The sequence below is a fragment of the Bradyrhizobium sp. STM 3843 genome (assembly GCF_000239815.1).
Classification (GTDB): Bacteria; Pseudomonadota; Alphaproteobacteria; order Rhizobiales; family Xanthobacteraceae; genus Bradyrhizobium.
The window spans coordinates 1-23757 of record NZ_CAFK01000122.1; the positions used below are offsets into that span (position 1 = coordinate 1).

General features: G+C 63.5%; 27 protein-coding genes, 1 tRNA gene and 1 pseudogene. 15 read left to right on the forward strand and 14 right to left on the reverse strand.

The features are described 5' to 3' along the window. The first annotated feature begins 110 nt into the window (after positions 1-110). Together BRAS3843_RS15360 and BRAS3843_RS15365 are read left to right on the forward strand one after the other, a co-directional pair. Positions 111-308 (forward strand): hypothetical protein, encoded by a 198-nt coding sequence (locus BRAS3843_RS15360; RefSeq protein WP_006614936.1) that lies wholly within the window; start codon positions 111-113, stop codon positions 306-308. A gap of 83 nt (positions 309-391) precedes the next feature. Then, entirely contained in the window at positions 392-877 is a 486-nt protein-coding gene (locus tag BRAS3843_RS15365) for a GcrA family cell cycle regulator (RefSeq protein WP_008969861.1), read from the forward strand. A 299-nt stretch (positions 878-1176) separates the two neighbouring features. Here BRAS3843_RS15365 and BRAS3843_RS15370 read toward each other — a convergent pair whose 3' ends face one another. Next, the gene (locus BRAS3843_RS15370; protein WP_035981808.1) at positions 1177-2145 is read right to left on the reverse strand and encodes an SDR family NAD(P)-dependent oxidoreductase; all 969 of its coding nucleotides are present in this window, start codon (positions 2143-2145) and stop codon (positions 1177-1179) included. Positions 2146-2314: 169 nt separating this feature from the next. Between BRAS3843_RS15370 and BRAS3843_RS41530 the strand changes: the two genes are divergently transcribed. Beyond that, positions 2315-2461: a hypothetical protein gene (locus BRAS3843_RS41530; RefSeq protein ID WP_008969863.1), complete on the forward strand. Its 147-nt coding sequence runs from the start codon at positions 2315-2317 to the stop codon at positions 2459-2461. A 76-nt stretch (positions 2462-2537) separates the two neighbouring features. On the opposite strand, the gene BRAS3843_RS38890 is transcribed toward BRAS3843_RS41530, so the two are convergent. Then, positions 2538-2867, reverse strand: a complete 330-nt coding sequence (locus tag BRAS3843_RS38890) for a hypothetical protein (protein ID WP_008969864.1) — start codon at positions 2865-2867, stop codon at positions 2538-2540. Positions 2868-3251: 384 nt separating this feature from the next. Between BRAS3843_RS38890 and BRAS3843_RS15385 the strand changes: the two genes are divergently transcribed. The 5 genes from BRAS3843_RS15385 to BRAS3843_RS15405 are packed head-to-tail and all read left to right on the forward strand — an operon-like array spanning position 3252 to position 8607. After that, positions 3252-4361, forward strand: a complete 1110-nt coding sequence (locus BRAS3843_RS15385) for a BMP family ABC transporter substrate-binding protein (RefSeq protein ID WP_008969866.1) — start codon at positions 3252-3254, stop codon at positions 4359-4361. Continuing rightward, positions 4358-5467 carry an ABC transporter permease gene (locus tag BRAS3843_RS15390; RefSeq protein ID WP_008969867.1) on the forward strand — a complete coding sequence of 370 codons (1110 nt, stop codon included), beginning with the start codon at positions 4358-4360 and terminating at the stop codon, positions 5465-5467. Before BRAS3843_RS15385 ends, BRAS3843_RS15390 begins: the two co-directional genes overlap by 4 nt. Next, a complete protein-coding gene (locus BRAS3843_RS15395; RefSeq protein WP_008969868.1) occupies positions 5467-6393 on the forward strand; it encodes an ABC transporter permease in 927 nt (308 codons plus the stop codon). The genes BRAS3843_RS15390 and BRAS3843_RS15395 overlap by 1 nt, the downstream gene beginning before the upstream one ends. Before the next feature lie 19 nt (positions 6394-6412). Continuing rightward, the gene (locus tag BRAS3843_RS15400) at positions 6413-7096 is read left to right on the forward strand and encodes an isochorismatase family cysteine hydrolase (protein WP_008969869.1); all 684 of its coding nucleotides are present in this window, start codon (positions 6413-6415) and stop codon (positions 7094-7096) included. A gap of 35 nt (positions 7097-7131) precedes the next feature. Next, the gene (locus BRAS3843_RS15405; protein WP_050886441.1) at positions 7132-8607 is read left to right on the forward strand and encodes an ABC transporter ATP-binding protein; all 1476 of its coding nucleotides are present in this window, start codon (positions 7132-7134) and stop codon (positions 8605-8607) included. 59 nt (positions 8608-8666) lie between these two features. On the opposite strand, the gene BRAS3843_RS15410 is transcribed toward BRAS3843_RS15405, so the two are convergent. Then, entirely contained in the window at positions 8667-9485 is an 819-nt protein-coding gene (locus BRAS3843_RS15410) for a hypothetical protein (protein ID WP_008969871.1), read from the reverse strand. A gap of 182 nt (positions 9486-9667) precedes the next feature. Between BRAS3843_RS15410 and BRAS3843_RS40740 the strand changes: the two are divergent. From BRAS3843_RS40740 to BRAS3843_RS15420, 3 genes and pseudogenes are all read left to right on the forward strand, one after another. Then, positions 9668-9838: pseudogene (locus BRAS3843_RS40740) on the forward strand (ABC transporter ATP-binding protein); the annotation flags it as partial. A 119-nt stretch (positions 9839-9957) separates the two neighbouring features. After that, on the forward strand, positions 9958-11517 hold the full coding sequence (locus BRAS3843_RS15415; protein WP_008969874.1) for an oleate hydratase: 1560 nt from the start codon (positions 9958-9960) through the stop codon (positions 11515-11517). Between the two features lie 164 nt (positions 11518-11681). Further along, entirely contained in the window at positions 11682-11936 is a 255-nt protein-coding gene (locus BRAS3843_RS15420) for a septal ring lytic transglycosylase RlpA family protein (protein WP_050886440.1), read from the forward strand. Between the two features lie 323 nt (positions 11937-12259). Here BRAS3843_RS15420 and BRAS3843_RS15425 read toward each other — a convergent pair whose 3' ends face one another. Continuing rightward, entirely contained in the window at positions 12260-13132 is an 873-nt protein-coding gene (locus BRAS3843_RS15425) for a methyltransferase domain-containing protein (RefSeq protein ID WP_008969877.1), read from the reverse strand. A 92-nt stretch (positions 13133-13224) separates the two neighbouring features. Next, entirely contained in the window at positions 13225-13431 is a 207-nt protein-coding gene (locus BRAS3843_RS15430) for a hypothetical protein (protein ID WP_035981810.1), read from the reverse strand. 282 nt (positions 13432-13713) lie between these two features. Between BRAS3843_RS15430 and BRAS3843_RS15435 the strand changes: the two genes are divergently transcribed. Further along, on the forward strand, positions 13714-13899 hold the full coding sequence (locus tag BRAS3843_RS15435; RefSeq protein ID WP_008969878.1) for a hypothetical protein: 186 nt from the start codon (positions 13714-13716) through the stop codon (positions 13897-13899). A gap of 290 nt (positions 13900-14189) precedes the next feature. On the opposite strand, the gene BRAS3843_RS15440 is transcribed toward BRAS3843_RS15435, so the two are convergent. Then, complete coding sequence (locus BRAS3843_RS15440; protein WP_008969879.1) at positions 14190-14441, reverse strand: hypothetical protein; 252 nt, start codon at positions 14439-14441, stop codon at positions 14190-14192. A gap of 789 nt (positions 14442-15230) precedes the next feature. Between BRAS3843_RS15440 and BRAS3843_RS15445 the strand changes: the two genes are divergently transcribed. Beyond that, complete coding sequence (locus tag BRAS3843_RS15445; RefSeq protein WP_008969880.1) at positions 15231-15902, forward strand: hypothetical protein; 672 nt, start codon at positions 15231-15233, stop codon at positions 15900-15902. 159 nt (positions 15903-16061) lie between these two features. Here BRAS3843_RS15445 and BRAS3843_RS42180 read toward each other — a convergent pair whose 3' ends face one another. Next, the gene (locus tag BRAS3843_RS42180) at positions 16062-16661 is read right to left on the reverse strand and encodes a hypothetical protein (protein ID WP_008969881.1); all 600 of its coding nucleotides are present in this window, start codon (positions 16659-16661) and stop codon (positions 16062-16064) included. A gap of 456 nt (positions 16662-17117) precedes the next feature. Here BRAS3843_RS42180 and BRAS3843_RS15455 point away from each other — a divergent pair. After that, positions 17118-17195: transfer RNA gene (locus tag BRAS3843_RS15455), tRNA-Pro, on the forward strand. A gap of 211 nt (positions 17196-17406) precedes the next feature. Here the strand turns inward: BRAS3843_RS15455 and BRAS3843_RS15460 are convergent. From BRAS3843_RS15460 to BRAS3843_RS15490, 7 genes are all read right to left on the reverse strand, one after another. Next, complete coding sequence (locus BRAS3843_RS15460; protein WP_008969883.1) at positions 17407-18141, reverse strand: outer membrane protein; 735 nt, start codon at positions 18139-18141, stop codon at positions 17407-17409. Positions 18142-18346: 205 nt separating this feature from the next. Further along, entirely contained in the window at positions 18347-18919 is a 573-nt protein-coding gene (locus BRAS3843_RS15465; protein WP_008969884.1) for a MerR family transcriptional regulator, read from the reverse strand. A gap of 170 nt (positions 18920-19089) precedes the next feature. Continuing rightward, positions 19090-19446, reverse strand: coding sequence for an integration host factor subunit alpha (locus tag BRAS3843_RS15470; RefSeq protein WP_008969885.1), 357 nt, complete (start codon positions 19444-19446; stop codon positions 19090-19092). Positions 19447-19576: 130 nt separating this feature from the next. Beyond that, positions 19577-20551, reverse strand: a complete 975-nt coding sequence (locus tag BRAS3843_RS15475; RefSeq protein WP_008969886.1) for a beta-ketoacyl-ACP synthase III — start codon at positions 20549-20551, stop codon at positions 19577-19579. After that, complete coding sequence (gene plsX, locus BRAS3843_RS15480; RefSeq protein ID WP_008969887.1) at positions 20548-21609, reverse strand: phosphate acyltransferase PlsX; 1062 nt, start codon at positions 21607-21609, stop codon at positions 20548-20550. Before plsX ends, BRAS3843_RS15475 begins: the two co-directional genes overlap by 4 nt. Before the next feature lie 280 nt (positions 21610-21889). Continuing rightward, entirely contained in the window at positions 21890-22558 is a 669-nt protein-coding gene (locus BRAS3843_RS15485; RefSeq protein WP_008969888.1) for a DUF177 domain-containing protein, read from the reverse strand. Further along, positions 22555-23106 carry a ubiquinol-cytochrome C chaperone family protein gene (locus BRAS3843_RS15490; RefSeq protein WP_008969889.1) on the reverse strand — a complete coding sequence of 184 codons (552 nt, stop codon included), beginning with the start codon at positions 23104-23106 and terminating at the stop codon, positions 22555-22557. The genes BRAS3843_RS15485 and BRAS3843_RS15490 overlap by 4 nt, the downstream gene beginning before the upstream one ends. A gap of 122 nt (positions 23107-23228) precedes the next feature. Here BRAS3843_RS15490 and BRAS3843_RS15495 point away from each other — a divergent pair, with 122 nt between their 5' ends. Next, a complete protein-coding gene (locus BRAS3843_RS15495; RefSeq protein ID WP_008969890.1) occupies positions 23229-23690 on the forward strand; it encodes an outer membrane protein assembly factor BamE in 462 nt (153 codons plus the stop codon). The last annotated feature ends 67 nt before the right edge of the window (positions 23691-23757 follow it).

Genomic DNA, 23757 nt, shown 5'->3' on the forward strand with positions numbered 1-23757 from the left:
TTTCAATAGCTTAACCACTTTTCACGCAAGTGGCTGTACAACTTATCGGAATCCTAATAGAGTCTAAAAAGTTACTTTTCTGTACACCGGATACGGACTAGCTTTTAGGCATGGCCACGGAAAAAGCCGAGACTGACCGTATTCCCGTAACCCTGGCCCTGGCGACCATTGGCTACCTCGAGAAGCTCGTGAAGCAGGGCACCCACGGCACCAGCGTTCCAGGTGTCTGCAGAACGTTGATCGAAGAAGGCATCAGGCTCGCCATCAAGGACGGGCTCTTGTCGATCCGCGACAACGGCAGGGCGTAAACGGAGGCGTTTCAAGCGAGAAGTTTCGGCGGCACGCGACGGCTCAGACGATCCAGCACGGATCCAACTTGGAACCATAGAATATGCCCGCCGACCGACCCACTGCACCTTCCACCTGGACCGAGGAACGAATCCAGCTCCTGAAACAGCATTTCGAGGCCGGGTTGACCTGCCGCGAAATCGCCGCCGAGATTGGCGTCAGCCGCAACGCGGTGATCGGCAAGATCTCGCGGCTGGCGCTGGTGCGCGACAACGGTGGCGACACGCGCCGCATGGTGCGTGGCGAAGCGGCCAAGGACGGCGCCCGCCCGCGCCCGGTGCCCAAGCTGCGCCGGCGGATCCTGAAGGCGGTGCAGTCCGAGCCGATGCAGGTGACCGCTCTGGAGGAGATTGTCGTCCCGGTCGAGAAGGGCTGCTCGCTGTTCGAATTGTCCAAGGAGCGCTGCCGCTGGCCGATCTCGACACCAGGGGCGGACGATTTCTGCTTCTGCGGCTCGACGCCGGTGGAAGGCCTGCCCTATTGCGCCGGCCATACCCGCATGGCCTATCGCGTGGCGTCGTCGCGGTAAGAGCGAGTTTGCGGACTAATTAGTTACGAATCAAAACTCGCGCAAAGGAGACGGTGCACCCTCTCCCCTCAGCGCGACGGCGGAGCCGTCGTCGCCAGTGGGCGAGGGTGGCAGCCGAAGGCTGCCGGGCGAGGGGTCTGTTTCCGCATCGGCGGTCCTGCTGTGGAGACAAACCCCTCACCTATGTGAATATGACGCTGATGTCAGTGTAGCCCCCCGCAAGGGGAGAGGGCACAGTCACCAGCGCCGTTCAGTAATGCTGTAACTATCTTCCACATTGCAGTGTCTTGCCCGCGCCCCTACCCCAAGCGCCAGCCGACCTCCTGGACGAAGCGCTGGAAGAATTCGGGCTCGTAGGCTTCTTCCGGCGACTGCCGGACCCGCAAATCCAAGAGCTTTGCGTCCTCACCAACCAGGATCCGCCACTGCTCGGTCTTGACGCCGTCCAGGATGATCCTGGCTGCCTGGGCGGCAGTCGTCGGCGCATCCTCCATGAATCTGCGCGCGCGCTCGGCGGCCGCTGCCTGCACATCCTCATCGGACATCGTATCGACATCGATGCCGATCCCCTTCATGCGCTGCCGCGCCTGCAGGAGTTCCGTCTCGCTCAGGCGGTCCGAATCCGTTCCGCTCTGGACCTTGCGCGAGTTCGACACGATCGCGGTGCCGATGTGCCCGGGCATCACCACCGAACATTTGATATGCGGCGCGTTGAGGCGGAGATCGTTGATCAGCGCCTCGGTGAAGCCTTTGACGGCGAATTTCGCCGCACTATAGGCGGTGTGCGCCACCCCGGTGCCGACCGAGGCCCAGAAGCCGTTGACGCTGGAGGTGTTGATGATGTGCGCCTCCTCCGCCCGCATCAGCATCGGCAGGAAGGTGCGCACGCCGAAATACACCCCGCCCCAGGAGATGTTGAAGGTGCGTTCCCACTGCTCGCGGCTGTTGGTGAACAGGCTGCCGCCGCCGCCGATGCCGGCGTTGTTGAACAAGAGATGGATCTTGTCGGTTGCGTGCTGCGCGGCGACCTCGTCGCGAAAGCGCTTGAGCTGATCCTCGACGGCGACATCGACGATATGCGTGGTCACGCGCAGACCCTGCGGCAGCATCTCCGCCTCGCACAGACGCTTGCTCTCGACCATCGACTCCGCCGAGACGTCGCAGATCGCGACATTGCAGCCTTCGGCCACGAGCTGGCGCGCGAGCTCGCGACCCATGCCCGCGCCGCCGCCGGTGACGACGGCGGTCTTACCTGCAAAATCCTTCATGAGCGCACGTCCTTCTCTGTCGTCTCGTTACTGCGATACCCCAGACTTAAGTCCTTTTGCCAGCATCGCCAAAGATGACGCCCGCTCACCTGCTCGCGCGGCCATTGAACCTATTTGCCGGGACACGCGACTCACTCAACAGCCAAAAACAGGCGCGCAGGAGGCTCGCATGGCGCATTGGCAGGATCAGATGGTGGACCGCCCGGCCCCGGACGACGGGGCCGCCGCGGATGACGGGGCCTACATCACCGGCTGGACCATCAGCGGCATCGCGGTGCTCGGCACCATCGTGGCGGTCTGGCTGCTCGGCATCTGAACGCCGTCCCGGAAAATGAAACGGCCCCGGTGCTGACTGCACCAGGGCCGGCTGGGCGTGACTGTTACGGATTTTCTCAGCGGCCGGTGGTGCCGCCGGCGGGCCCATTCGGGGTCAGCGTCGACCCGCTCGGGGATGGATTGATCAAACTGTTACCGGACGGATTGAGCGTGCTGTTGGCGGCGGCCGCGGCGCCGCCAGCATTGTAGTTGGGGTTGCCGGCGCCCAGGCCCGTGGTCGTGCCCGGCGTTGTCGGCGTGGTCGCGCCGCCGGTGACAGACCCTGTTCCGACGCCCGCCGAGCCGCCGGCTGTGGAACCGGTGCCGGCCGCTCCGGTGCTCTGTGCCATTGCCGCACCGCTCGCGACCATCAGGGCCGCTGTGAGTCCTATCGTGGTCAGTCTCATGGTTGCTTTCCTTCGTGGGTGACCCCCGAACAAATCGTTGAATTGCCTGGCGTTCCCAAGACTGCCCTGCCCCCGCTGCACGCCGCCCGGGTGGTTTCGCAGGGCTCATCACGCAGGCCTGACTGGTGAGCGCAACAGCCGCTCGCCTCCGCACCAGCTTGCATACAACGATCATTCATTGGCTATTTTTTAGTCTTTCGATTTGCCGTTCGAGAAGAGCACTGACTTCACCCACTTGAACAACGCCATCTTTTCAATGGCTTGCAAATTTATGCTCAGCAAAGCGGCGCTGGCACGAAGCTTGCGAAAGCTCTTCACGAGGCTCCGCTTGACGCGGTGAAGCCGAGACAGCAGCGGACGCGCGGTCCGCGAGGGGAGCACACCATGGACTTTGGCGGGATTTCACGGCGGCATCTGTTGCAGGGTGGCGCGGCGCTCGGGTTGAGCGCAGCCGCAGGCTTAAAGCCGGCCTTCGCGGCGGAGACGACCATCGGCTTCATCTATGTCGGCTCGCGCGACGACTACGGCTACAACCAGGCGCATGCGCAAGGCGCGGCGGCGCTGAAGAAGCTGCCCGGACTGAAGGTGATCGAGGAAGAGAAGGTGCCGGAGACGGACGCGGTGGAGAAGACGATCGAGTCCATGATCAATCTCGACGGCGCCACCCTGCTCTTCCCGACCTCGTTCGGCTACTACAATCCGCACATGATCAAGATGGCCAACAAGTACCCGAAGCTGCACTTCGAGCACTGCGGCGGCCTCTGGACCGACAAGGACCCGAAAAACGCCGGCTCCTATTTCGGCTATATCGACGAGGCGCAATATATCTCCGGCATCGTCGCGGGCTACACCACCAAGAGCGGCAAGCTCGGCTTCGTCGCGGCCAAGCCGATCCCGCAGGTCTTGCGCAACATCAACGCCTTCACGCTCGGCGCGCGCCTCGCCAATCCGAAGGCCACCACCCAGGTGATCTTCACCGGCGACTGGTCGATGCCGGTCAAGGAGGCCGAGGCCACCAACAGCCTGATCGACCAGGGCGTCGACGTTCTGACCTGCCATGTCGACGGCCCCAAGACGATGGTCGAGAACGCGGCGCGCCGCGGCGCCTTCGTCTGCGGCTATCACGTCAACCAGTCGCCCTTGGCGCCCAAGGCCTATCTCACCGGCGCCGAATGGAATTGGGAGGCGCTCTATCCGAAATTCGTCAAGATGCTGGCGGCCGGCGAGAGCATCCCGAACTTCTATCGCGGCGGGCTGAAGGAAGAGATCGTCAAGGTCTCGCCTTACGGCGAGGCGGTCTCGGACGAGGCGAAGAAGCACGCCGACGAGATCAAGGCCAAGTTCATGGCCGACGGCTACACGATCTTCAAAGGCCCGATCAAGGACAACAAGGGCAATACCGTGATCGCTGCCGGCACCGATCGCGGCCAGAAGGATCCCGAGCTCGAGAAGATGGACTATCTGGTCGAGGGCGTGCTCGGAGCCACCTCATGACCTCGGAGACGGCCGATCCGTTGGACACGGCCGTCATCGCGCCGGCCGCTGATCCCGGCTTTCTGCAGCGCTACGGCGCTTCGATCGAATATATCCTGATCCCGGGCGCGGCGCTGGCTGCCGCGCTCATCACCTTCGGCGGCTTCGTCGCGCTATTCGGCAAGAGCCCGCTCGATCTCTATTGGTACATGTATTACGGCGCGTTCGGCACCTGGTTCTCCTGGCAGAACACGCTGACACGCGCCGCCCCTCTCATCCTTACCGCGCTGTGCACCGCGCTGCCGGCGCAGCTCGGCATGGTGATCATCGGCGGCGAAGGTGCGCTTCTGATCGGTGCGCTCGCCGCGACCTCGGCGGCGCTGGCGCTGCAGAGCATGCCGCCGCTGGTCGTGCAGCTCGCGATGGTCGTCGCCGGCATGGCCGGCGGCGGTCTCTCGATCATGCTGGCCGGTGGCTTGCGCCATTATCGCGGGGTCAATGAAACCATCTCCAGCCTGCTGCTGGTGTACATCGCGCTTGCCATCCTCAACCACCTCGTCGAAGGCGCAATGCGCGATCCCGCCAGTCTGAACAAGCCTTCGACGCGCGAGATCGGCGCCGCCAACATGATCGGCTCCATTCCCGGCACCGACGTGCATTGGGGCCTCGTGTTCGGCCTGGTCGCTGCCCTCGCCGCTTATGTGCTGATCTATCACACCACCTTCGGCTTCGCCGCGCGCGTCGCCGGCGGCAACATCCGCGCCGCCAAGATCGTCGGCCTCTCCGTGGGCCAACTGATCCTGACGATCTGCTTTCTCGCCGGCAGCTGTGCAGGCCTCGCCGGCATGGTCGAGGTCGCAGCCGTGCAGGGCCGCACCAATGCCAACCTCGCGGTCGGCTATGGCTTCACCGGCATCCTGGTTGCCTTCCTGGCCCGGCAGAATCCGCTCGCGATCATTCCGGTGGCGATCCTACTCGGTGGCATCGGTGCCTCCGGCGGCCTGCTGCAGCGCCGCCTCGGCCTGCCCGACGCCTCGGTGCTAGTGCTGCAGGGCATCATCTTCGTGTTCGTGCTGGCGAGCGACGCGCTCTACGGCCGCATTGGCTTTCTGAAAGGAAAATCCTGATGGCAGACGGTTCGATCGGCCTCTGGACCGTTCCGCTCGCGGTGCTCGGCGGCGCCATCCGCGTCTCCACGCCTTTTCTGTTTGTCAGCCTGGGCGAATGCATCACCGAGCGCTCGGGCCGCATCAATCTCGGCCTCGAAGGCACGCTGGTGATGGGCGCGATGAGCGCCTACGGCATCTCCTATCTCTCGGGCTCGCCATGGCTCGGCGTGCTCGCCGCCGGCCTCACCGGCGCGCTGTTCGGCGCGCTGCACGCCGGGATCTGCTCGCTGCCGCGCGTCAACGACATCGCGGTCGGCATCGCGCTGATGCTGTTCGGCACCGGGCTGGCCTTCTATCTCGGCAAGCCGCTGATCGAGCCCACGGCGGCACGGCTGCCCGCGATCGATTTCGGCTGGTGGAGCGACATCCCGCAGCTGCGCGCGGCACTGCGCATCAACGTGCTGTTCCTGATCGGCGTCGCGCTGGCGCCGCTGCTGTTCTGGGCCTTCCGCACCACCCGCTGGGGCCTCCTGATCCGCACCGCCGGCGAGAGCGCGGATGCCGCGCGCGCGATGGGCCATTCGGTGCTCTTGATCCGCCTGCGCGCCACCATGGCCGGCGGCTTCCTCGCCGGCATCGGCGGCTCGTTCCTGTCGCTGTTCTATCCGGGCAGCTGGAACGAAGGCCTATCGAGCGGCCAAGGCATCACCGCCGTGGCGCTGGTCATCTTCGCGCGCTGGGACCCGATGCTGTGCCTGTGGGCGTCGCTGGCCTTCGGCGGCGCCGCGGCACTCGGGCCCGCGCTGCAATCGGTCGGCGTCACCTCCGGTTATCATCTGTTCAACGCCGCGCCTTACATCCTGACGCTGCTGATCATGATCATCACCTGCTCGCCGAAACGCACCTTGAGCGGCGCACCGGCCGAGCTGTCGATCACCCGCTGACGACCTTAAGAGGACGCCCATGGCCACGCGCACCATCCGCTCCGAGCCCTATGCCTGGCCCTATAATGGCGAGCTGCGCCCGGATAACACCGCACTGATCGTGATCGACATGCAGACCGACTTCTGCGGCGTTGGCGGCTATGTCGACAAGATGGGCTATGACCTGTCGCTGACGCGCGCACCGATCGAGCCGATCAAGACGCTGCTCACCGTGATGCGCGCACAGGGCTTTCACATCATCCATACCCGCGAAGGCCATCGCCCTGATCTCTCCGATCTCCCGGCCAACAAGCGCTGGCGCTCGCAGCAGATCGGTGCCGGCATCGGCGATCCCGGCCCGTGCGGCCGCATCCTGGTGCGCGGCGAGCCGGGTTGGGAGATCATCCCGGAACTCGCGCCGCTGCCCGGCGAGGTGATCATCGACAAGCCAGGCAAGGGCTCGTTCTGCGCCACCGATCTCGAGCTGATCCTGCGCCTGCGCGGCATCGACAACATCGTCCTGACCGGCATCACCACCGATGTCTGCGTCCACACCACCATGCGCGAGGCCAACGACCGCGGCTTCGAATGCGTGCTGCTGTCCGATTGTTGCGGCGCCACCGACAAGAGCAACCATGATCACGCGCTGAAGATGATCAAGATGCAGGGCGGCGTGTTCGGCGCGGTCGCGACCTCAGCGGCGCTGATCGAGGCGCTGTCGTGAGAGCGGATCCGCCGATCGGAGTCGAAGCGATCGCGATGACGATGCGCTTCGGCGATTTCACCGCGCTCGACAATGTCGAACTGAAGGTGAGGCCCGGCTCGTTCCACGCTTTGCTCGGCGAGAACGGCGCCGGCAAGTCGACGCTCGTCAAATGCATCATGGGCTACTACCACCCGACCGAAGGCGCCATCCTGATCGGCGGCCGCGAACGCGCGGTTCACAACCCGAAGGACGCCCATGCGCTCGGGCTCGGCATGGTCTATCAGCACTTCACCCTGGTGCCCGCGATGACCGTCGCCGAGAACCTGGTGCTGGCGCGGGATCACGTGCCCGCGGTGGTCGACTGGACCAAGGAGCGCGATGAGCTCGCCTTTTTCCTATCGAGGATGCCATTCCAGGTACCGTTGAACGCCAAGGTCGCCGACATCTCCGCCGGCGAGCGGCAGAAATGCGAGATCCTCAAGCAGCTCTATCTCAAGCGTCGCTTCCTGATCCTGGACGAGCCGACCTCGGTGCTCACCCCCGGTGAAGCCGACGAGGTGCTTGGCATGCTCAAGGCCATGGTTCAGGCCGGCGATCTCACCATCCTGATGATCACCCACAAATTCCGCGAGGTGATGGCGTTTGCCGACGAGGTCACGATCCTCCGCCGCGGAAAGCTGGCCGGCCGCGGGCCCGTCACTGAACTCACGCCCGACGATATGGCGCGGATGATGATCGGCGCCGAGCAGCTCACCGTCCAGCCGGCGCGCACCGGCGAGGCCGGCACCATCAGGCTCGAGCTCGACAGCATCTGCGCGCGCGACGATGCCGGCGAGATCGCCGTCAGCGACCTGTCGCTTGCGGTGCGCGCCGGCGAGATCGTCGGCATCGCCGGCGTTTCCGGCAACGGCCAGCGCCAGCTGGTCGAGGTGTTGGCCGGCCAGCGCGAGGCCGACAGCGGCGCGATCCGCGTCTCCGGCGAGGCCTATCACGCGGAGCGCGAGGAGATGCGCCGGCACAAGATGTCGCTGTTGCCGGAAGAGCCGCTGAAGAATGCCTGTGTCGGCGGCATGAGCGTGGCGGACAACATTGCGCTCCGCGAGTTCGATCGCGCACCGTTTGCGCGCAGCAGCTGGTGGCTCAGCCGCACGGCATTTCGCGACAATGCAAAGCAGAAGATTGCGCGCTACAAGATCAAGACCCGAACGCCGGAGACGCCGATCGCGGCGTTGTCGGGCGGCAATGTGCAGCGCGCCGTGCTCGCGCGCGAGCTCGGCCATGACGTCGAGGTGCTGGTTGCCGCCAATCCCTGCTTCGGCCTCGACTTCGCGGCGGTCGCGCAGATCCACGCCGAGATCATGGCCGCGCGCAACCGCGGCGCCGCTGTCCTGCTCGTCAGCGAGGATCTCGACGAGCTGCTCGAACTGTCCGACCGCCTCGTCGTGATGTTCCACGGCCGGCTCGTCTACGAGACCCGCGCCAGCGATGCCGATCTGACCGAGATCGGCCGCCACATGGCGGGACATTGAGCGCTGCCGCAGTAAGCATCCGCTCAAACGATGACCTCGGTGGGTACTGACCGATGCAGCTATTGAAAAACAAGCTTCGGTCTCTTTCCCGAGAGATCATGAACCAGAGTTGCCGAGAGCGAGTCGCCCCCGCAACTCGATGCGTAGCTAACGAGATGAGGTCGCCCCGATAACGCGAACGCGAATCTGATGCCCCCACAGATGCTCTCGAGGGCATTGATCTCGTGGGAACGCACCGCCGCAAATAAATCGATTAGGGTGTCACCGACCAGCAGCGGAACGCTATCGCAATCCCGACAGCCGGTCGGTAACTCACCTTTCAAAGCGGCCGCATCATTAGGCGCAGCGGCAAACGTCTCGGACAGCAGAATGGTCGGAGATATTCTGAACAGGCGTGTCTTGAGAATCTGAATATCCGGATCGAGGTTCAGATGCTTTGCGGTTTTGACGTATGCGCCGATGCGTCCGACAAGCGCTTCATCCTCCACTTCCCGAAGAGGAATTCCGCTGACGGTCCCCGGAGCAACCAGGACGACGATCAGGAAGGCGTCCTTGGGTGGCTCCTGGGCGAGCTGGATGCGCGTGATTGTCTCGTAACCATTGTCAGATTCGGTATTTTTGAAGGCCTCCTTCGGCATTCCCGAGCTCTTCCAATTCTTGGCCAGTACCGTGACCTGCGTCGCTTTCGGAAGCGTGCCGAATAGGCAAACCGACGACTTCCCCCGCTCCGGGCAAGAGTACGCATGCCGGAAGAGTTTGTTCTGGGTCTCGGCGGAGCCCGGACCGGCCGCCAACAAGACTGTGACCGCAACCAAGCCCAGAACTCTCACGGCAAGCGACCAGTCACCGTAGCTCCGATTCAGCATTGCGAAATTCATGTTTCAGTCCGGTAGCGCAAACAAATGATGGGCCTCACGTTCTATTCTTTACGATATAGTGGGTACAACGCGAAGAGCGCGTTGCCCATGCGGATCAACTTTTTCGACGAGATGAACCTCGCGCGCGAGATCGCGTGTACCGCGAGCTATGCCCACGGCCCAATTCGACGCCAGGGAATTCCATGGCCGCGCGCAACCGCGGCGCGGCGGTGCTGCTCGTCAGCGAGGACCTCGACGAACTGCTCGAACTGTCCGACCGCCTCGTCGTGATGTTTCACGGCCGGCTGGTCTATGAGACCCGCGCCAGCGATGCCGATCTGACCGAGATCGGCCGCCACATGGCGGGACATTGAGCGGACGGCTCGGCGCGCATCACGCGCGCGTGTGACGCGGGCGCGATTGACCTGGATCAGTTGTCGCTGTCCCGTCCGCTGTTACCCCGGTGCCAGCTAGATAAGACCGGGTGAACGATATGAAGGCCTATTTCATCGGCAGCGGCATCGGCGCACTCGCTGGCGCGGCATTCCTGATCCGCGACGGCGGCATCGACGGGCGCGACATCACGATCTTCGAGAAGCATCTGCCGTTCGGCGGCAGCCTCGACGGTGCCGCGCTTCCTGACGGCTCCTACTCGCTGCGCGGCGGCCGCATGCTGACCACGGACCATTACGAATGCACCTGGGATCTGCTCTCGACCATTCCCGGCGCCAGCGATCCGACCAAGACGATCCGCGACGAGACGATCGCGTTCAACAAAGTCCATGTCGCGCATTCGCAAGCGCGCCTGGTCGACAAGAACCGCCACAAGGTCGACGTCTCCACCATGGGCTTTACCATGCAGGACCGGCTCGAGCTCGTACGGCTCACCGAGGCTTCGGAGGACAAGCTCGGCAAGTCCCGCATCACCGACTGGCTGTCGCCGCCGTTCTTCACCACGAATTTCTGGTACATGTGGCAGACGACCTTCGCCTTCCAGCCCTGGCACAGCGCGGTCGAGTTCAAGCGCTATCTGCACCGCTTCATGAACGAGTTTCCGCGCATCGAGACCTTGGCCGGCGTCAAGCGCACCGTGTTCAATCAATACGACGCGATCGTGAAGCCGTTGACGACATGGCTGGAGGACCATGGCGTCAAGCTGGTCGGCGGCGTCGACGTGACCGACATCGCGATCGTCACCGATGCCGGCAAGCACTGCGTGAAACAGCTGACGCTCAAGGAGGCCGACAAGATCAGCACGGTCGACCTTGGCGATCGCGACCTCGTATTCTTCCAGAACGGCTCGATGACGGATGCGACGAGCCTCGGCACCCATGATGCTCCGCCATCGCGGCTGACCAAGCAGGACAGCCAGGGCTGGACACTGTGGGAAACGATCGCAGCCGGCCGGCCGGAGTTCGGCAATCCTGCTTCGTTCAACGCATCGATCCCGGAATCCTGCTGGGAATCTTTCACCGTTACCTGCCGGAATCCCCGCTTCTTCGATGCCATGCAGGCCTTCAGCGGCAACGAGGCTGGCACCGGCGGGCTCATCACCTTCACCGAGTCCAACTGGCTGATGTCGATCGTGCTCTATCACCAGCCGCACTTCCTGGATCAGCCTGGGGATGTCCAGGTGTTCTGGGGCTATGCGCTGCATCCCGATCGCATCGGCAATTTCGTCCCCAAAGCGATGGCCGATTGCGGCGGCGCCGACATCCTGAAAGAACTGTGCGGGCATTTGAACTTCGACATGTCGGTGTTCGAGAACGCCACCTGCGTGCCCTGCCGCCTGCCCTACATCACCAGCATGTTCATGCCGCGCGAGAAAAGCGATCGCCCCTTGCCGGTGCCGGCGAATTCGAAAAACCTCGCCTTCGTCAGCCAGTTCGTCGAGATCCCCGACGACGTCGTATTCACGGTGGAATATTCAGTGCGCGCGGCGCAGATGGCGGTCTATCAGTTGCTCGATATCAAGCGCACGATTCCGCCGATCACGCGTCACGACAAATCCTTCCGCGTGCTGCTCGACACCGTGGAGAAAGCCTTCGCGTAATTTGGATAATTTCCGTGGCCGCGATTGCGCCGTGATCCGACCACATTTAGGACTTGGAACAGTCAAGATGACGCCAGAGTTGCTGTGACCTCTAGCGCGGGGCAGCAACTCTGGAGGTTTCCTTGAGGAGAGTCACTCTGGTTGCGGCCGGCCTGCTCGGCGCAATGGGTTCTGCGCAAGCCGAGTCAGGCCTTGCATCATACTATGGCGGTCGCGGTCATCACGGCGAGATGACCTGCGCCCATCGGACACGCCCGATGGGCAGCGTGATCACAGTGTCGCATAATGGTCGCTCGATCCAGTGCCGCGTCAATGACCGCGGACCGTTCGTGCGCGGGCGGGTGATTGATCTCTCGATCAGCGCTGCACGCGCGCTTGGTATGATGAATGCCGGCGTTGTGCGGGTCTCGCTCCAATGAAGGCTCAGTAGCCCAGCAACGCCAAGCCGACCCAGCTCACGGCGAACAGCGAGATCACCGAGGTTGCCGCGGCCACGACGGATAGCGAAATCTTCAAAGCTTTGAGGACCATAACGCGCCTCCTGACAATAGCCCCGGCATCGGGTTCAACCCCGATGCCGACCTGAAATTTCCTGGGAAACCGGCTCAATAAGAACCGAACTCCCAGTTGGTGCGCGCGGAAAGCGAAAAGGTTCAACGGCCCCCGTACAGCGAGCCCACATTCCCATGCGCCCCACGCCAACAGCGTCGGAGGCCTGCTGGTTCCGGCTGGTCGGCGACTTTTACGGATCGACCGCGGTCACAACCCAGAAAGCGGCCGGCACCGTCACCGCCCCGCCCTTGGCGTAGCGCGCCAGCGCCGATCGGACCGCCCCCGTTACCGCCGCGACCGCATCCGCCGCCTGGCCGGCGACGGCGCGGCTTGCCGGGCCGATCGCAAGCGCCGTGGCCGCAGCCCCGTCGAGCCCGCCGTCCCCACTGATGTCGAGCGAGAGATCGCAGCGCTCGAACCTGACACGGCGCAGGCCCGCTTCGGTCAGCACATGTTCGACCCAATCGCGCTCGGCAAAGGCGAAATCGTCAGGCGCATGTGGCCGCAAACCCGGCAGCTTCGGCACATGCTCGTAAGCCGCCTGCAGCGGCTCCAGCGCCCACGGATTGTCGCGCAGTTCACCCCAGCAGGCGAAGGCGATCCGGCCTTCGGAGCGCAGCGCGGTGCGAATGTTGAGAAAGCTGCGCACGGGATCGGCGAAATACATCACACCGAGACGTGACGTCACCAGGTCGGCGCTGGCCGCGTTGAAGTGATGCACCATCGCGTCGCCCTGCACGAAGGTGACGGGTGCCTCGGCGGGCGCGACATCATTGGCCCGCACCAGCATCGGCGCCGATACGTCGACCCCGACAACCTGCCCGCCTCCGCCGCCCTTTTCGGCCGCCGCGATCATGGTCGCGCCGCAGCCGCAGCCAATGTCGAGCACGCGCTCGCCTGGCTGGATCTCAGCACGCGCGATCAGCATCTCCTGGACCGGCGCCAGCATGTGGTCCAGCTCCGCCTGCCGCTCGACCCAGCGCTGCCCGCCCGCGCCATTCCAGAACGCGATCTGATCTGCATTCTCGAAATGGCCGAACGAGGTGTCGGGGGCACTATCCATGGCTGCCATCGGTGCTGAAACGTGCAGAAAAGTACGATAGTCGCCGTATCAGGCGGAAGCGGGTTTGAAAAGATGGGGAGCGAGCGTTGGGCTTACGACCCGACCTGAAATTCCGGCCGGAGAATCGGGGTCTGACGCTGACCCAGTTCACGCCTGAGCGCCAAGACCACGTCACGCAGTTCGCGCGCCAGCTCGGCGTTATACCGTCGCGCGTGGTCGGTCGCTGCGAGCAGCGCCAGGAGGTCGCAATCATCCGCGCGCGTGCTCAGCTGGTCGATGATGTCCTCCAATTTCGTCATACCCCCTCGCACTGGAGTCCCGTCGTTAGGCCCGCATCCCCAGACGGAAACCATCCTCAATTTTGGAACTTCGCGCCATCGTCCTCGGGGGCAAATCGGCGCGCGCGGACGCGCGGTAACCGCTTCGGCGTCTTCGTTGTTTGTCTTGATCGCGATCAATTGCCTTGCCGGCTGTCTCGTCAAGCGTTCAACTTGCCTTGATCTGGATCAAGCCAAGGCCGCGGACGACGACGCAAATGCGCCGGACAATCGATCGTGGCCGTGACTAGCGGGAGGGTCGACATGGCTGAGACAACCAAACTGTCCGTCGAGAAGGCGCTGAACAAGATCCGTGAATCGGACGCGCGGAAGGACAAGGCTGACCGGATCGACGACGAGATCGCCGCGCTCGATGAAGAGACGAAGCGCTTGAGAGCGCAAAGGCTGCGGCTGGAAGGTCATCAGCGCCGTTCGAGCAAACGCGACTGAGCCGTTCCTCGCACCAGACACAATCGAACTATCAACCAGTTTTCCGAGAGATGACCGCCACACTCTCGCGGCGGATCATCATCTCCCGCTCGACGCTCGTGTTCCAGCGCCGACATTCGCCCCTGTGGGATTCATCTCAGCGAATGTTGGCATCGAAGGAACACGAGCTCATTGTTGTTCGTCGTGCAGCAGTGTTGCGGCAAGGGGGCACCTGTCACGGCCGTCCTGTCGATGCCGGCACGCCGAGCCCAGTTCAGCTCAGAGCCCAAATGCCCTTGCAGAACCCCGCACTACATCATCGCGTAGGCGCGCCGGAAAGCGACGGCACCGGCGAGCGATCGGGCACGGGTGCGGACGGCATGGCCGTCATTTCCGCTGCGCACGATCCATTGCCCGTTCTCGTGACCGACAATCTGTCCGACGTGGTGGCGCCACACCACGATCGCTCCGACCGAGGGGCCGCCTGCATTGACGCCATAGCGCGCCCAGGAAATGGCGAGGTTGTACTGCGGCCCCGGATCGCTGCCAACTTGACTACGCATGTACCAGCCGCACCACGCAGCAGGGCGGCCCGAGTAACCATGTCCAGACGCATAGTGCCTATGATGAGAATGCCGATGATGAGTTCTCGCTTCAGCGCCTGATGCAAATACGCAAAGCATTGCCGTGGCAGCTACGAGCTTACGCATACGAATATCCTTCGTGCTGTTGAGGGAAACTATCGCGACACGCGATCAGAAATGGAGCCGTTCGAAAAAGACGATCAGACGTCTGCGGCTTAGCCCGCGGAATAAATCCGCTATTCGGGCTTTAAGAAATTTGAGATGGCGAAAATATGGCAGCCGTCATGCATAGGTTAACGCGCGGCACGGAACTCCCGAGCGCCGAATTAATATCGTAACGAGCAACAATAAATTACTGCAACCTTCGCAGAAGAATCGATATTGCATCTAAACATAACTCATTAGTTCTCTGGTTCACCTTGATGACACACCTCGCGCAGCGCTCTTCTCAGCTACGAGAAATTCCACCGTCAATATGATCCAAAATGGAGACGAACAGACCACAACAACTACGAAAAACGAGTGCGGACCATTGCGCATCGCGGCCAGTAAGCCTGTCCAGATTGAAATGAGTTCGGCGGATCGCCGCATCCGATAAAGTGCTCGATGCGCAACTCCGCGCGCTCACCGGCATGCGAACAATCGGGAGAAGCCATGTGCTCGCGCGCGTCTGCAATCCCGTTGACATAGATCAAAGCCCTGCGATTTGCCGGCACGTGCACTCCCGTTGCGCTCCCAGCAGCGGTCAGATGGGTCCGGAGACAGGCAATGGATGACAACAAGGTCGGCCTCACCCACGCCCATTTGCGAACGCCGCGCGCTGCGGCCGTCGCCGGCATCCTGTTTTCGGTGTTGTTATTCCTGGTATTTGGGCTGCTGCGGCTCTCGATACCCGGTGACCCCTTCGAGCCGGGAGCCTGGCTTCAAGGCGGATTGACATATGTGACGCCCGCCATGAACCTCGTGCCGTTCGCCGGGATCGCCTTCCTCTGGTTTGTGGGCGTGCTTCGCGACCGCCTTGGATCGCGCGAGGACCGGTTCTTTGCGACAGTCTTCCTGGGAAGTGCTTTTCTGCTGCTGGCCATGCTGTTTGCCGCTGCCGCGGTGTTCGGGGCAATCATCACTGCATTTCGCGCGGCGCCCGAAGCCCTGGAACGCTCTGCCGCCTTTCATCTCGGACGCGGGCTAGCCTATGCGATGATCAATATCTATCTGGTGAAGACGGCCTCGGTGTTCATGATCACGACATCGACGATTGCGCTCTATACCCATTTGACGCCGCGCTGGCTGGCGATCGGCGGATACATCATCGCGTTCGTGCTCATCGTCGGAAGCTATTATTTCGACTGGAGCCTGCTGGTGTTCCCGCTGTGGGTATTTCTGGTGAGCATATCGATCTTGCGGGAACAGGAAAAGGAAGCCACTTCGCCTCCGTCGTGAACGATCCGCGAAGGGGCTGAAGCCGCGAACAAGAGGTCGTGCTACCAGTCACATGTCGAGTCTGTGACGGCCGATGACGAGCGCGCTGGCAAAATTCCTCCCAGGCGGAGAGGCCGGAAAGAGGTGACCGGCTGATCACCTCTTTCGCCTGCTCTACATCTACTGACAGAGATACGTCAGGCCATCGGCGGCTTTGACCGTCGTACCGGGATCACAGACAATCCCGTTGCGCGCCTTGTAAGCGTCCCATCCGCCATACCCGTACCAGGGGCCATGAGCGTGATACGCCGGCATCAGCGCCCAATTTGTCGCGGTTGCGGCCACCGGAGCGACATAGGCAGCCCGCGCGCCCCACACGTTGTCATGGTGGTACGGCTCGCCCCCGGGCTCCTCATGATAATAAGTGCCATCCCATGCCGTCTGCCGGTCGTAAGGACCACCCGCGTAATAGCCTTGGCCTCTGTAGTACGGGTCCCCGCCCCAATAGGGCGACGTCGCGGCGCCAACCGCGGCAGCGGTACCGATCGCCGCGGCGCCGAGCCCTGCGCCGACGACGCCGGTGCCGTAGACGGAACGCCGATAGTTGCGCCGTGCCACGCCGGCACCGCTCAGCGGCGTCAACGGTCGACCGATGCGCGCCTGCGCGTGATCGACCGACAGCGAGACGCCACCCGGTTCGGACCAGTTGAATGACAACAGCATTGCGGCTGCGAAAGCAGACGTTGCAACGGTCGCTCTTCCCAGACTGATCTGTTTCATGGGATTTCCTCCGTCGTTTTCGCCAGCAACGACGTTCAGATCGAAGCCGGGCCGGCGCGATCATTCTCCCGCACGGTCGGCGCAGCTATCGCTCCGGCCGCCACTCCGCATTCAATAGCAAGGCTTGCCGGGCTCAATTGCCCTTTGGTCCGATGTACCGCGGGACATGTCGCCGCTTCGGAAAAACCGGCTTACGCGAGTCCGCAGCAGGCAAGCATGACGGCCGGGTCATTGGATTCGGGAGACGGACCTAAGAACGAGCCGACCACGATTGCTTTGCCGACCAGCCGGTCCCGGGGAAAGTTGCCAGGCGGGCCAGCTTGGACGAAGGTCAGCCGGGAGCCTGTCCGCAGCGGGCTTTGCTTGCTGCCCCGTGGAACGCGCAAGCCCATGTCTTGTGTCGCGCCTTGTGCCGCGTCTTGCGCCGCGCCCGGATCAGGGTTAGAGGAACGGCATCGGAGCGTGGCGCAGCCCGGTTAGCGCACTAGTCTGGGGGACTAGGGGTCGTGGGTTCGAATCCCGCCGCTCCGACCATTTTCTTAATAAAATCAATGCCTAGGACAGGGTTCGCCGTAGCGGCGGCCGGCCTTGGACGAGCTTTGTCCAAAGCTCTGCTCTGGACGTATCGCTCACCGATGGCCCAGATCAGACCTCCTGGGGGAGCAGCGAGCCGAAGCCCGCTGCACAGTCTCGCTCTGCCAGGCCACCGTTACCAACGGTGACCGACACGCCGCCCGCTTGAGTGTCAGAAGCGATAGTTCACCCCGACCGTGACGGTGTGGATCTGGTCCCGCAGATTCATGCCGGAGACGGTCACGTTTCTGGCGGCGTCGACCAGGGTCGTCGTGTGACTGCCGAAATCGTAATAGTTGTATTCCAGGTTCGTCGACCAATGCGGCGCGAACATCCACTCGGCGCCGCCGCCGACGGTCCAACCGGTGCGCGTGCTGCTCGCCGTCGGCGCGACCGCGGGGCCGCCGGGGATCGTGAACGCGTCGGTGACCTTTTCGCGGGTCCAGGCCGCACCACCCCGTCCGTAGATCAGCCAGGCCGGCGCAACGCTGTAGCCGAGCCGCGCCGTGGCCGACGCCAGGAAGTCGTTGCCGAGGCTGAACTGCGCCGGCACCATCAGGCCGGTCCCCAGATTCGTCACCGAAGAGGCGTGCGTGCTCTTGAGGCTCGACCAGGCGGCGCGACCCTCGGCGCCAATGACCCAGTTGGGCGCGAATTGATAGTCGCAGCCGACCTGGCCGCCACCCACGAAGCCGGTCGAGCTGAAATTGTTGACCTGCCCGAAGACGTTGGTGGTGCGGTCCTGGCTGATCGCGGCGCCGATATGACCGCCGACATAACAACCGGTCCAGGAGAAGGTCTCGACCGGCGGGGCCATCCGTGGCGCCTTCACTGCAAGGTCGGCGGCGAAGGCGGACGAGGTTGTGGAGAGTGCCGCCAGCATGGCGGCAGAGAGGAAGCGACGCATAACTAAATTCATCCCACACAGAAACACTGTGCAAAACAAGTAGCATTCGGTCGCCGCAATTTCTGTATCGGGCCCGCAACATGCGCGTTGAGGTTGTTGTTCGCGGCGTAGCGGCTTGGGGGCGGAAAGGTGGCCCGTCGCCTCATCGATGTGGCGGTAGCGCCTTGATCGGGGCGCAGTCGGGGATGGCTGGCCCGAGCTCGGGCTAGCCGTCCTTCAGCGCGCGTTCGAGCAGCTGGCGGCAGTCGAGCAATTCCTTGAGCACGCCTTCGAGCCGCTCGCGGTCCTCCGCCTTCATGCCGGCCCGGGCCGGGGGTGCGCCGATCCGGAAGGTGTCGAGAATATCATCGTCAGCCTCGACGAAGCGGAAGTCGATGCCCTCGTCCTCGGAGGCTTCCTGGTCCTCATCCTCGGCGGTTTCGTCCTCCGGCTCCTCCTCGGGATGGTCGGTCTCCATCAGCGCCTGGCCGAGGGTCTCCTCGATCGCGCCGAACGAGACCGCAGCGGAGGCATCGGCGAGCCCCTGGACCGATTTGATGCCGTGCTCCTTGAGGATCCGCTGCACGCCGCGGATGGTATAGCCCTCGCCGTAGAGCAACCGGCGGATGCCCTTGAGCAGGTCGACATCGTCGGGCCGGTAATAGCGCCGGCCCCCGCTCCGCTTCATCGGCTTGATCTGGGCGAACCGGGTCTCCCAAAACCGCAGCACGTGCTGCGGGATGTCGAGCTCCTGCGCGACCTCGCTGATCGTTCGAAAAGCATCCGGCGCCTTGTCCAAATGCCCGTTCCCCTTCGACCGTGCTGACAAGAGATATGCTTACTCGACTATGACTCAGATTCGGGCGATTCGGACGCGGCGTTCAGCCCAAGTGATGAACCCAAGTGACGAACTCATGTGATGAGCCCAAGTGATGAACCCATGTCATGCGGTACAACCCGCATGCGGCGCTATTCGGGCTCGGCGCTGACCTGCTCCGGCTGAAGCTCGCCGTTCATCTTGCCGCCGGCATGGCCGTTGATGCGCTGCTTGAGGATCGCTGACGGCTTGAACACCATAACCCGGCGCGGCGAGATCGGAACCTCGGTTCCGGTCTTCGGATTGCGTCCGATGCGCTGCCCCTTCTTGCGCACCATGAAGGAGCCGAACGAGGACAGTTTCACTGTCTCGCCCCGCTCCAGGCAATCAGTGATCTCCTTCAGTACCAACTCGACGAAGGCCGACGATTCCGTGCGCGATAGGCCCACCTTCTGGTAGACGGCCTCGCAGAGATCAACGCGTGTAACTGTTTTTCCGGTGCCCGACATCGCCCGCCCCAAGTCTCGGCGAATAATTTTGCCACGAAATTAAGAGGTTAAGGGGCAATGGTCAACAGCGGCGTAAAGCTCGCCGCAGCTAAAAAGCGGTACATTCGACGGGTTTAGCGGGCCAATCCGGCTACCAGCGCACCAGCGCCGAGCCCCAGGTGAAGCCGCCGCCCATCGCTTCCAGCAACACCAGGTCGCCTTTCTTGATGCGGCCGTCCTTCACCGCAACGTCGAGCGCGAGCGGAATCGAGGCCGCCGAGGTATTGCCGTGCCGGTCGACGGTCAGCACCACCTTCTCGGGCGCGATGTGCAGCTTGTGCGCGGAAGCATCGATGATTCGCTTGTTGGCCTGATGCGGCACGAACCAGTTGATGTCCTCGGCGGTGAGGCTGGTGGCATTGAACGCATCGACGATCACATCGGTGATCATGCCGACCGCATGCTTGAATACCTCCCGCCCTTCCATGCGCAGATGTCCAACGGTCTGCGTCGAGGACGGGCCGCCATCGACATAGAGCTTCGACTTGTGGCGGCCGTCGGAGCGCAGGTGCGTGGTCAGCACGCCGCGGTCGGCCGACGTTCCCGGCAGATCCTGCGCTTCCAACACCAGCGCACCGGCGCCGTCGCCGAACAGCACGCAGGTGCCGCGGTCGTTCCAATCGAGAATGCGCGAGAAGGTCTCGGCGCCGATCACCAGCGCCCGCTTATAGGCGCCGGTGCGCAGGAAATTGTCGGCGGTGGCGAGCGCGAAGACGAAGCCGGAACAGACAGCCTGCAGATCGAACGCCGCGCCATGGGTGATGCCGAGCCCGTTCTGAACCGCAACCGCAGTGGCCGGAAAGGTGTTGTCAGGCGTCGATGTCGCCAGCACGATCAACTCGATCGACTGCGGATCGATGTCGGCTGAGCGGAGCGCGGCGCGCGCAGCATTAATCGCCAGATGCGAGGTGAACTCGCCATCGGCGGCGATATGGCGCTGGCGAATTCCGGTACGCTGAACAATCCACTCGTCCGAGGTGTCGATGCGGTTTGCCAGTTCGGCATTGGTCACCAGCCGCTGCGGCAGGTAAGAACCACAGCCGAGCACCACCGAACGTTTGATCACGAGACAGGCTCCTGGTCGGTCGGTACGGAGGCCAACGCACCGCCGTCGCGATTGAGTGTTTGATTGATCTTGGTCAGGAGATCGTAGCGGGCCATCTCATAGCCAACATTGACTGCTGAGGCAAAGCCCTCGGCATCGGTTCCGCCATGGCTCTTGACCACGATGCCGTTCAGCCCGAGCAGCACGCTGCCGTTGGACCTGCTCGGATCCAGCCGATCGCGCAGCGCGCGGAACGCGTTGCGCGCGAGCAAATAACCGATTTGCGCGCGCCAGGTGCGCGCGATCTCAGTGCGCAGATATTGCGTGATCTGGCGCGCGGTTCCCTCCGCGGCCTTCAGCGCGATGTTGCCGCTGAAGCCTTCGGTGACGACCACGTCTGCCGCGCCCTTGCCGATGCCGTCGCCCTCGACAAAGCCGATATAATCGAGCTGCGACAGGTTCATCGCGCGCAGCATTTCCGCCGCCTCGCGAATCTCCTCGTGCCCCTTCATCTCCTCGACGCCGATGTTGAGGAGCCCCACGCTCGGGCGCGGCTTGTTGAACAGCACGCTCGCCATCGCAGCGCCCATCACCGCAAGCGCCACCAAGTGGTGCACGTCGCCACCGATGGTGGCGCCGAGATCGAGCACCACGGATTCCCCGCGCATGGTCGGCCAGATCGCTGCCAGCGCCGGCCGGTCGATGCCGGCCAGCGTGCGCAGGCAGAACCGCGCCATCGCGACCAGCGCGCCGGTGTTGCCGGCGGAGACCGCAACATCGGCCTCGCCCTTCTTCACGGCCTCGATCGCCAGCCACATCGAGGAGGTCTTGCGGCCGCGCCGCAGCGCCTGGCTCGGCTTGGCATCATTGCTGACAGAGACGTCGGTGTGGATGACGCGCGAGGCGGCCTTCAGCGCCGGCTGGCGGTCGAGTTCAGCGGCGATTTTTGCGCTGTCGCCGAACAGCAGGAACTGGCTGTCGGGATGACGGGCCAGCGAAGCCGCTGCACCGGGAATCACGACGGCCGCGCCGACGTCCCCGCCCATGGCGTCCAGCGCGATTCGAACCTTTTGCGGCATGACGTCCCGGAAACCTGATCTCTTAAACGAGCCTCGTGAATGAACGCCGCGGCAGTGGAGAGGCCCGCACCCATCCGGGCAGAAGATTGTCACCCGGCCCGCGCGGACAATAGCGTCTCCCGATGCCGAAACAACCTCTTGACCGCAGACGATTTTCCGCCCTCACGCGGTCGGCGGCCGGCAGCCATGGGGATTCCGCAAGTGCGTTCAACACGTTATGACTGCTTCACGAGATTCCTTGGCAAAGCATCCGCACAAACACCTTGTGCGCAAAACGATGTCAATCGCTCTCCAATTTCCCCTTCGACGTCCCTTCGGACCGCGCCTCGGATCGCCCTTCGGATTCTTGGGGACTGGTCCCGCCCTGCCCGTTGCCCGGTTTGAGCGACTTCAGCGCCGCGAACGGATGATCCTGCGGATCATCAGCAACAACGGCCTGCTCGAACACGGCGCCCGGCTTACGCGGATAGGGGTCGATGCCGAGAAACAGGGCATCGGTCGCGAGACGCGCGAGGTCGATCTGGCCGTTCACGATCGGCTCCGGCGGATCGGGCACGTCAGCGTCAGCCTCGCCATCATCCTCGGCCATTTCCGACAGCTCGGGGATCTGCTCCGGCGGCGCGAACAACTGGTCGATCGGTTCGTCGATCTCGCTCTCGATCGGATCGAGCGTAACCACGCAGATCTGGCCGAGTCGCGCCCGGACCCGGCCTTCGACATGGACCTTGCCGTCGCGCTTGAGCGTGACATCGAAGGAGGCATGCGCCGAGATCACCTCGGGCAGATCGGCGATCCCGGCGATACCCTCGCGCGTCGCCTGGTCGGCCTCGATCTCCCGATGCAGCCCGGCTTCCGGAATCTGCGCCACGATCACCGGCGGCGCGCGCCATGGATTGGCAACGGGATCGCGAATCGGGTCACGGGACGCCTCTTTGTCTCTCCGGCTCATGTCATTGGATCCTGCTCAAGCGGTGCGGGAAAGGCCCAGGCGGCCCGCAACAGCGTCGTATCGTCAACCGCTGCCAGGCTTGCCGCCGCCCTGCCCGCATAGGACGCAAGGCGGAGTGCGCTGTCGGGTTGCTTCCCGTTCAAGATATTCTTCTGCAGGGCGTCCGCCAGCTGCGCCTCGCCATCCTGCCAGGCCAGATCGTAGGCCGCGGTCCGGCCGTAAAACGCCTCGCCGAAGGCCCGCATGCGGCGGGGCACGGCGAGGTCGCCGACGCCCATTTCGCGCAGATTGGCGTCCATATCGTCGCAGAAATGGTCGAAAAGGGCCTGCGACAGCGCCGTTCCATCTGCTGCGGTGCGCAGCCGCCGCAGCACCAGCCAGAGGTGCAGAATCAGCAGATCAAACCGCCCGTCGACCGTATCCGGCACATCCAAGTGTCTATAAAACAAGGGGTCTCGGGTCTGTGCCACGATCATGCCATAGATCGGCTCAATGGTCGCCCGCGGGGACAGCCGGGGTTTCCTGACATGGTTGAACGGCCAAAGCATCGACGGTTCCGTGTCTCGCCCGGTTGCGCAGATCTGTTGCAATCCACCGGCTCGCCCGGTACGTCAACGCCGGTCCCGACGCAAGGGGACGGGATCCGTTCTTGAACAAGATGACCCAGACAATGCGAATGACTGCCCGCACGCTCTCCCGCGGCCTGAGCACCCGTCTGCGCACGGCCGGCGCCATTGCGCTGACCTGCCTCGCGCTCGGCGCCTGCACCGGCGAGCAGTTCCAGAAGGGGTATATCCTGCCGCCGGGAGCGCTGGAGCAGATCCCAATCGGCGCGAGCCAGGACCAGGTGCTGATCGTGATGGGCACGCCCTCGACGGTGGCAACGCTGGACGGCGAGGTGTTCTATTACATCTCCCAACGGGCCGAGCGCCCCGTTGCCTTCATGAACCAGAAGGTGGTCGACCAGCGGGTGATCGCGGTCTATTTCGACAAGAATCGCCAGGTCCGCCGGCTTGCCAATTACGGGCTGAAGGACGGCAAGATCTTCGACTTCATCAGCCGCACCACGCCGACTTCGGGCCAAGAGTTGAGCTACCTGACGCCGCTGTTCAAGCTTCTCAGCTTCAACTGACGGCGCGTAAGCGCCGTCATCCCGGAGCGAGGCTGAAGGGCTCGAATCCGGGATCTCGAGATTTCGA

Excerpts from the sequence above, each read along its gene's own strand:
- BRAS3843_RS15395 (WP_008969868.1), top strand. The coding sequence starts at position 5,467 with ATGGCAGACGGTTCGATCGGCCTCTGGACCGTTCCGCTCGCGGTGCTC.
- BRAS3843_RS15425 (WP_008969877.1), bottom strand. The coding sequence starts at position 13,132 with ATGGATAGTGCCCCCGACACCTCGTTCGGCCATTTCGAGAATGCAGAT.
- BRAS3843_RS15445 (WP_008969880.1), top strand. The coding sequence starts at position 15,231 with ATGGATGACAACAAGGTCGGCCTCACCCACGCCCATTTGCGAACGCCG.
- BRAS3843_RS15415 (WP_008969874.1), top strand. The coding sequence starts at position 9,958 with ATGAAGGCCTATTTCATCGGCAGCGGCATCGGCGCACTCGCTGGCGCG.
- BRAS3843_RS15490 (WP_008969889.1), bottom strand. The coding sequence starts at position 23,106 with ATGCTTTGGCCGTTCAACCATGTCAGGAAACCCCGGCTGTCCCCGCGG.
- BRAS3843_RS15470 (WP_008969885.1), bottom strand. The coding sequence starts at position 19,446 with ATGTCGGGCACCGGAAAAACAGTTACACGCGTTGATCTCTGCGAGGCC.
- BRAS3843_RS15365 (WP_008969861.1), top strand. The coding sequence starts at position 392 with ATGCCCGCCGACCGACCCACTGCACCTTCCACCTGGACCGAGGAACGA.
- BRAS3843_RS15430 (WP_035981810.1), bottom strand. The coding sequence starts at position 13,431 with ATGACGAAATTGGAGGACATCATCGACCAGCTGAGCACGCGCGCGGAT.
- BRAS3843_RS15435 (WP_008969878.1), top strand. The coding sequence starts at position 13,714 with ATGGCTGAGACAACCAAACTGTCCGTCGAGAAGGCGCTGAACAAGATC.
- BRAS3843_RS15400 (WP_008969869.1), top strand. The coding sequence starts at position 6,413 with ATGGCCACGCGCACCATCCGCTCCGAGCCCTATGCCTGGCCCTATAAT.
- BRAS3843_RS15410 (WP_008969871.1), bottom strand. The coding sequence starts at position 9,485 with ATGAATTTCGCAATGCTGAATCGGAGCTACGGTGACTGGTCGCTTGCC.
- BRAS3843_RS41530 (WP_008969863.1), top strand. The coding sequence starts at position 2,315 with ATGGCGCATTGGCAGGATCAGATGGTGGACCGCCCGGCCCCGGACGAC.
- BRAS3843_RS15420 (WP_050886440.1), top strand. The coding sequence starts at position 11,682 with ATGGGTTCTGCGCAAGCCGAGTCAGGCCTTGCATCATACTATGGCGGT.
- BRAS3843_RS38890 (WP_008969864.1), bottom strand. The coding sequence starts at position 2,867 with ATGAGACTGACCACGATAGGACTCACAGCGGCCCTGATGGTCGCGAGC.
- BRAS3843_RS15405 (WP_050886441.1), top strand. The coding sequence starts at position 7,132 with ATGACGATGCGCTTCGGCGATTTCACCGCGCTCGACAATGTCGAACTG.
- BRAS3843_RS15385 (WP_008969866.1), top strand. The coding sequence starts at position 3,252 with ATGGACTTTGGCGGGATTTCACGGCGGCATCTGTTGCAGGGTGGCGCG.
- BRAS3843_RS42180 (WP_008969881.1), bottom strand. The coding sequence starts at position 16,661 with ATGAAACAGATCAGTCTGGGAAGAGCGACCGTTGCAACGTCTGCTTTC.
- BRAS3843_RS15440 (WP_008969879.1), bottom strand. The coding sequence starts at position 14,441 with ATGCGTAGTCAAGTTGGCAGCGATCCGGGGCCGCAGTACAACCTCGCC.
- BRAS3843_RS15370 (WP_035981808.1), bottom strand. The coding sequence starts at position 2,145 with ATGAAGGATTTTGCAGGTAAGACCGCCGTCGTCACCGGCGGCGGCGCG.
- BRAS3843_RS15495 (WP_008969890.1), top strand. The coding sequence starts at position 23,229 with ATGCGAATGACTGCCCGCACGCTCTCCCGCGGCCTGAGCACCCGTCTG.
- BRAS3843_RS15390 (WP_008969867.1), top strand. The coding sequence starts at position 4,358 with ATGACCTCGGAGACGGCCGATCCGTTGGACACGGCCGTCATCGCGCCG.
- plsX (WP_008969887.1), bottom strand. The coding sequence starts at position 21,609 with ATGCCGCAAAAGGTTCGAATCGCGCTGGACGCCATGGGCGGGGACGTC.
- BRAS3843_RS15360 (WP_006614936.1), top strand. The coding sequence starts at position 111 with ATGGCCACGGAAAAAGCCGAGACTGACCGTATTCCCGTAACCCTGGCC.
- BRAS3843_RS15485 (WP_008969888.1), bottom strand. The coding sequence starts at position 22,558 with ATGAGCCGGAGAGACAAAGAGGCGTCCCGTGACCCGATTCGCGATCCC.
- BRAS3843_RS15460 (WP_008969883.1), bottom strand. The coding sequence starts at position 18,141 with ATGCGTCGCTTCCTCTCTGCCGCCATGCTGGCGGCACTCTCCACAACC.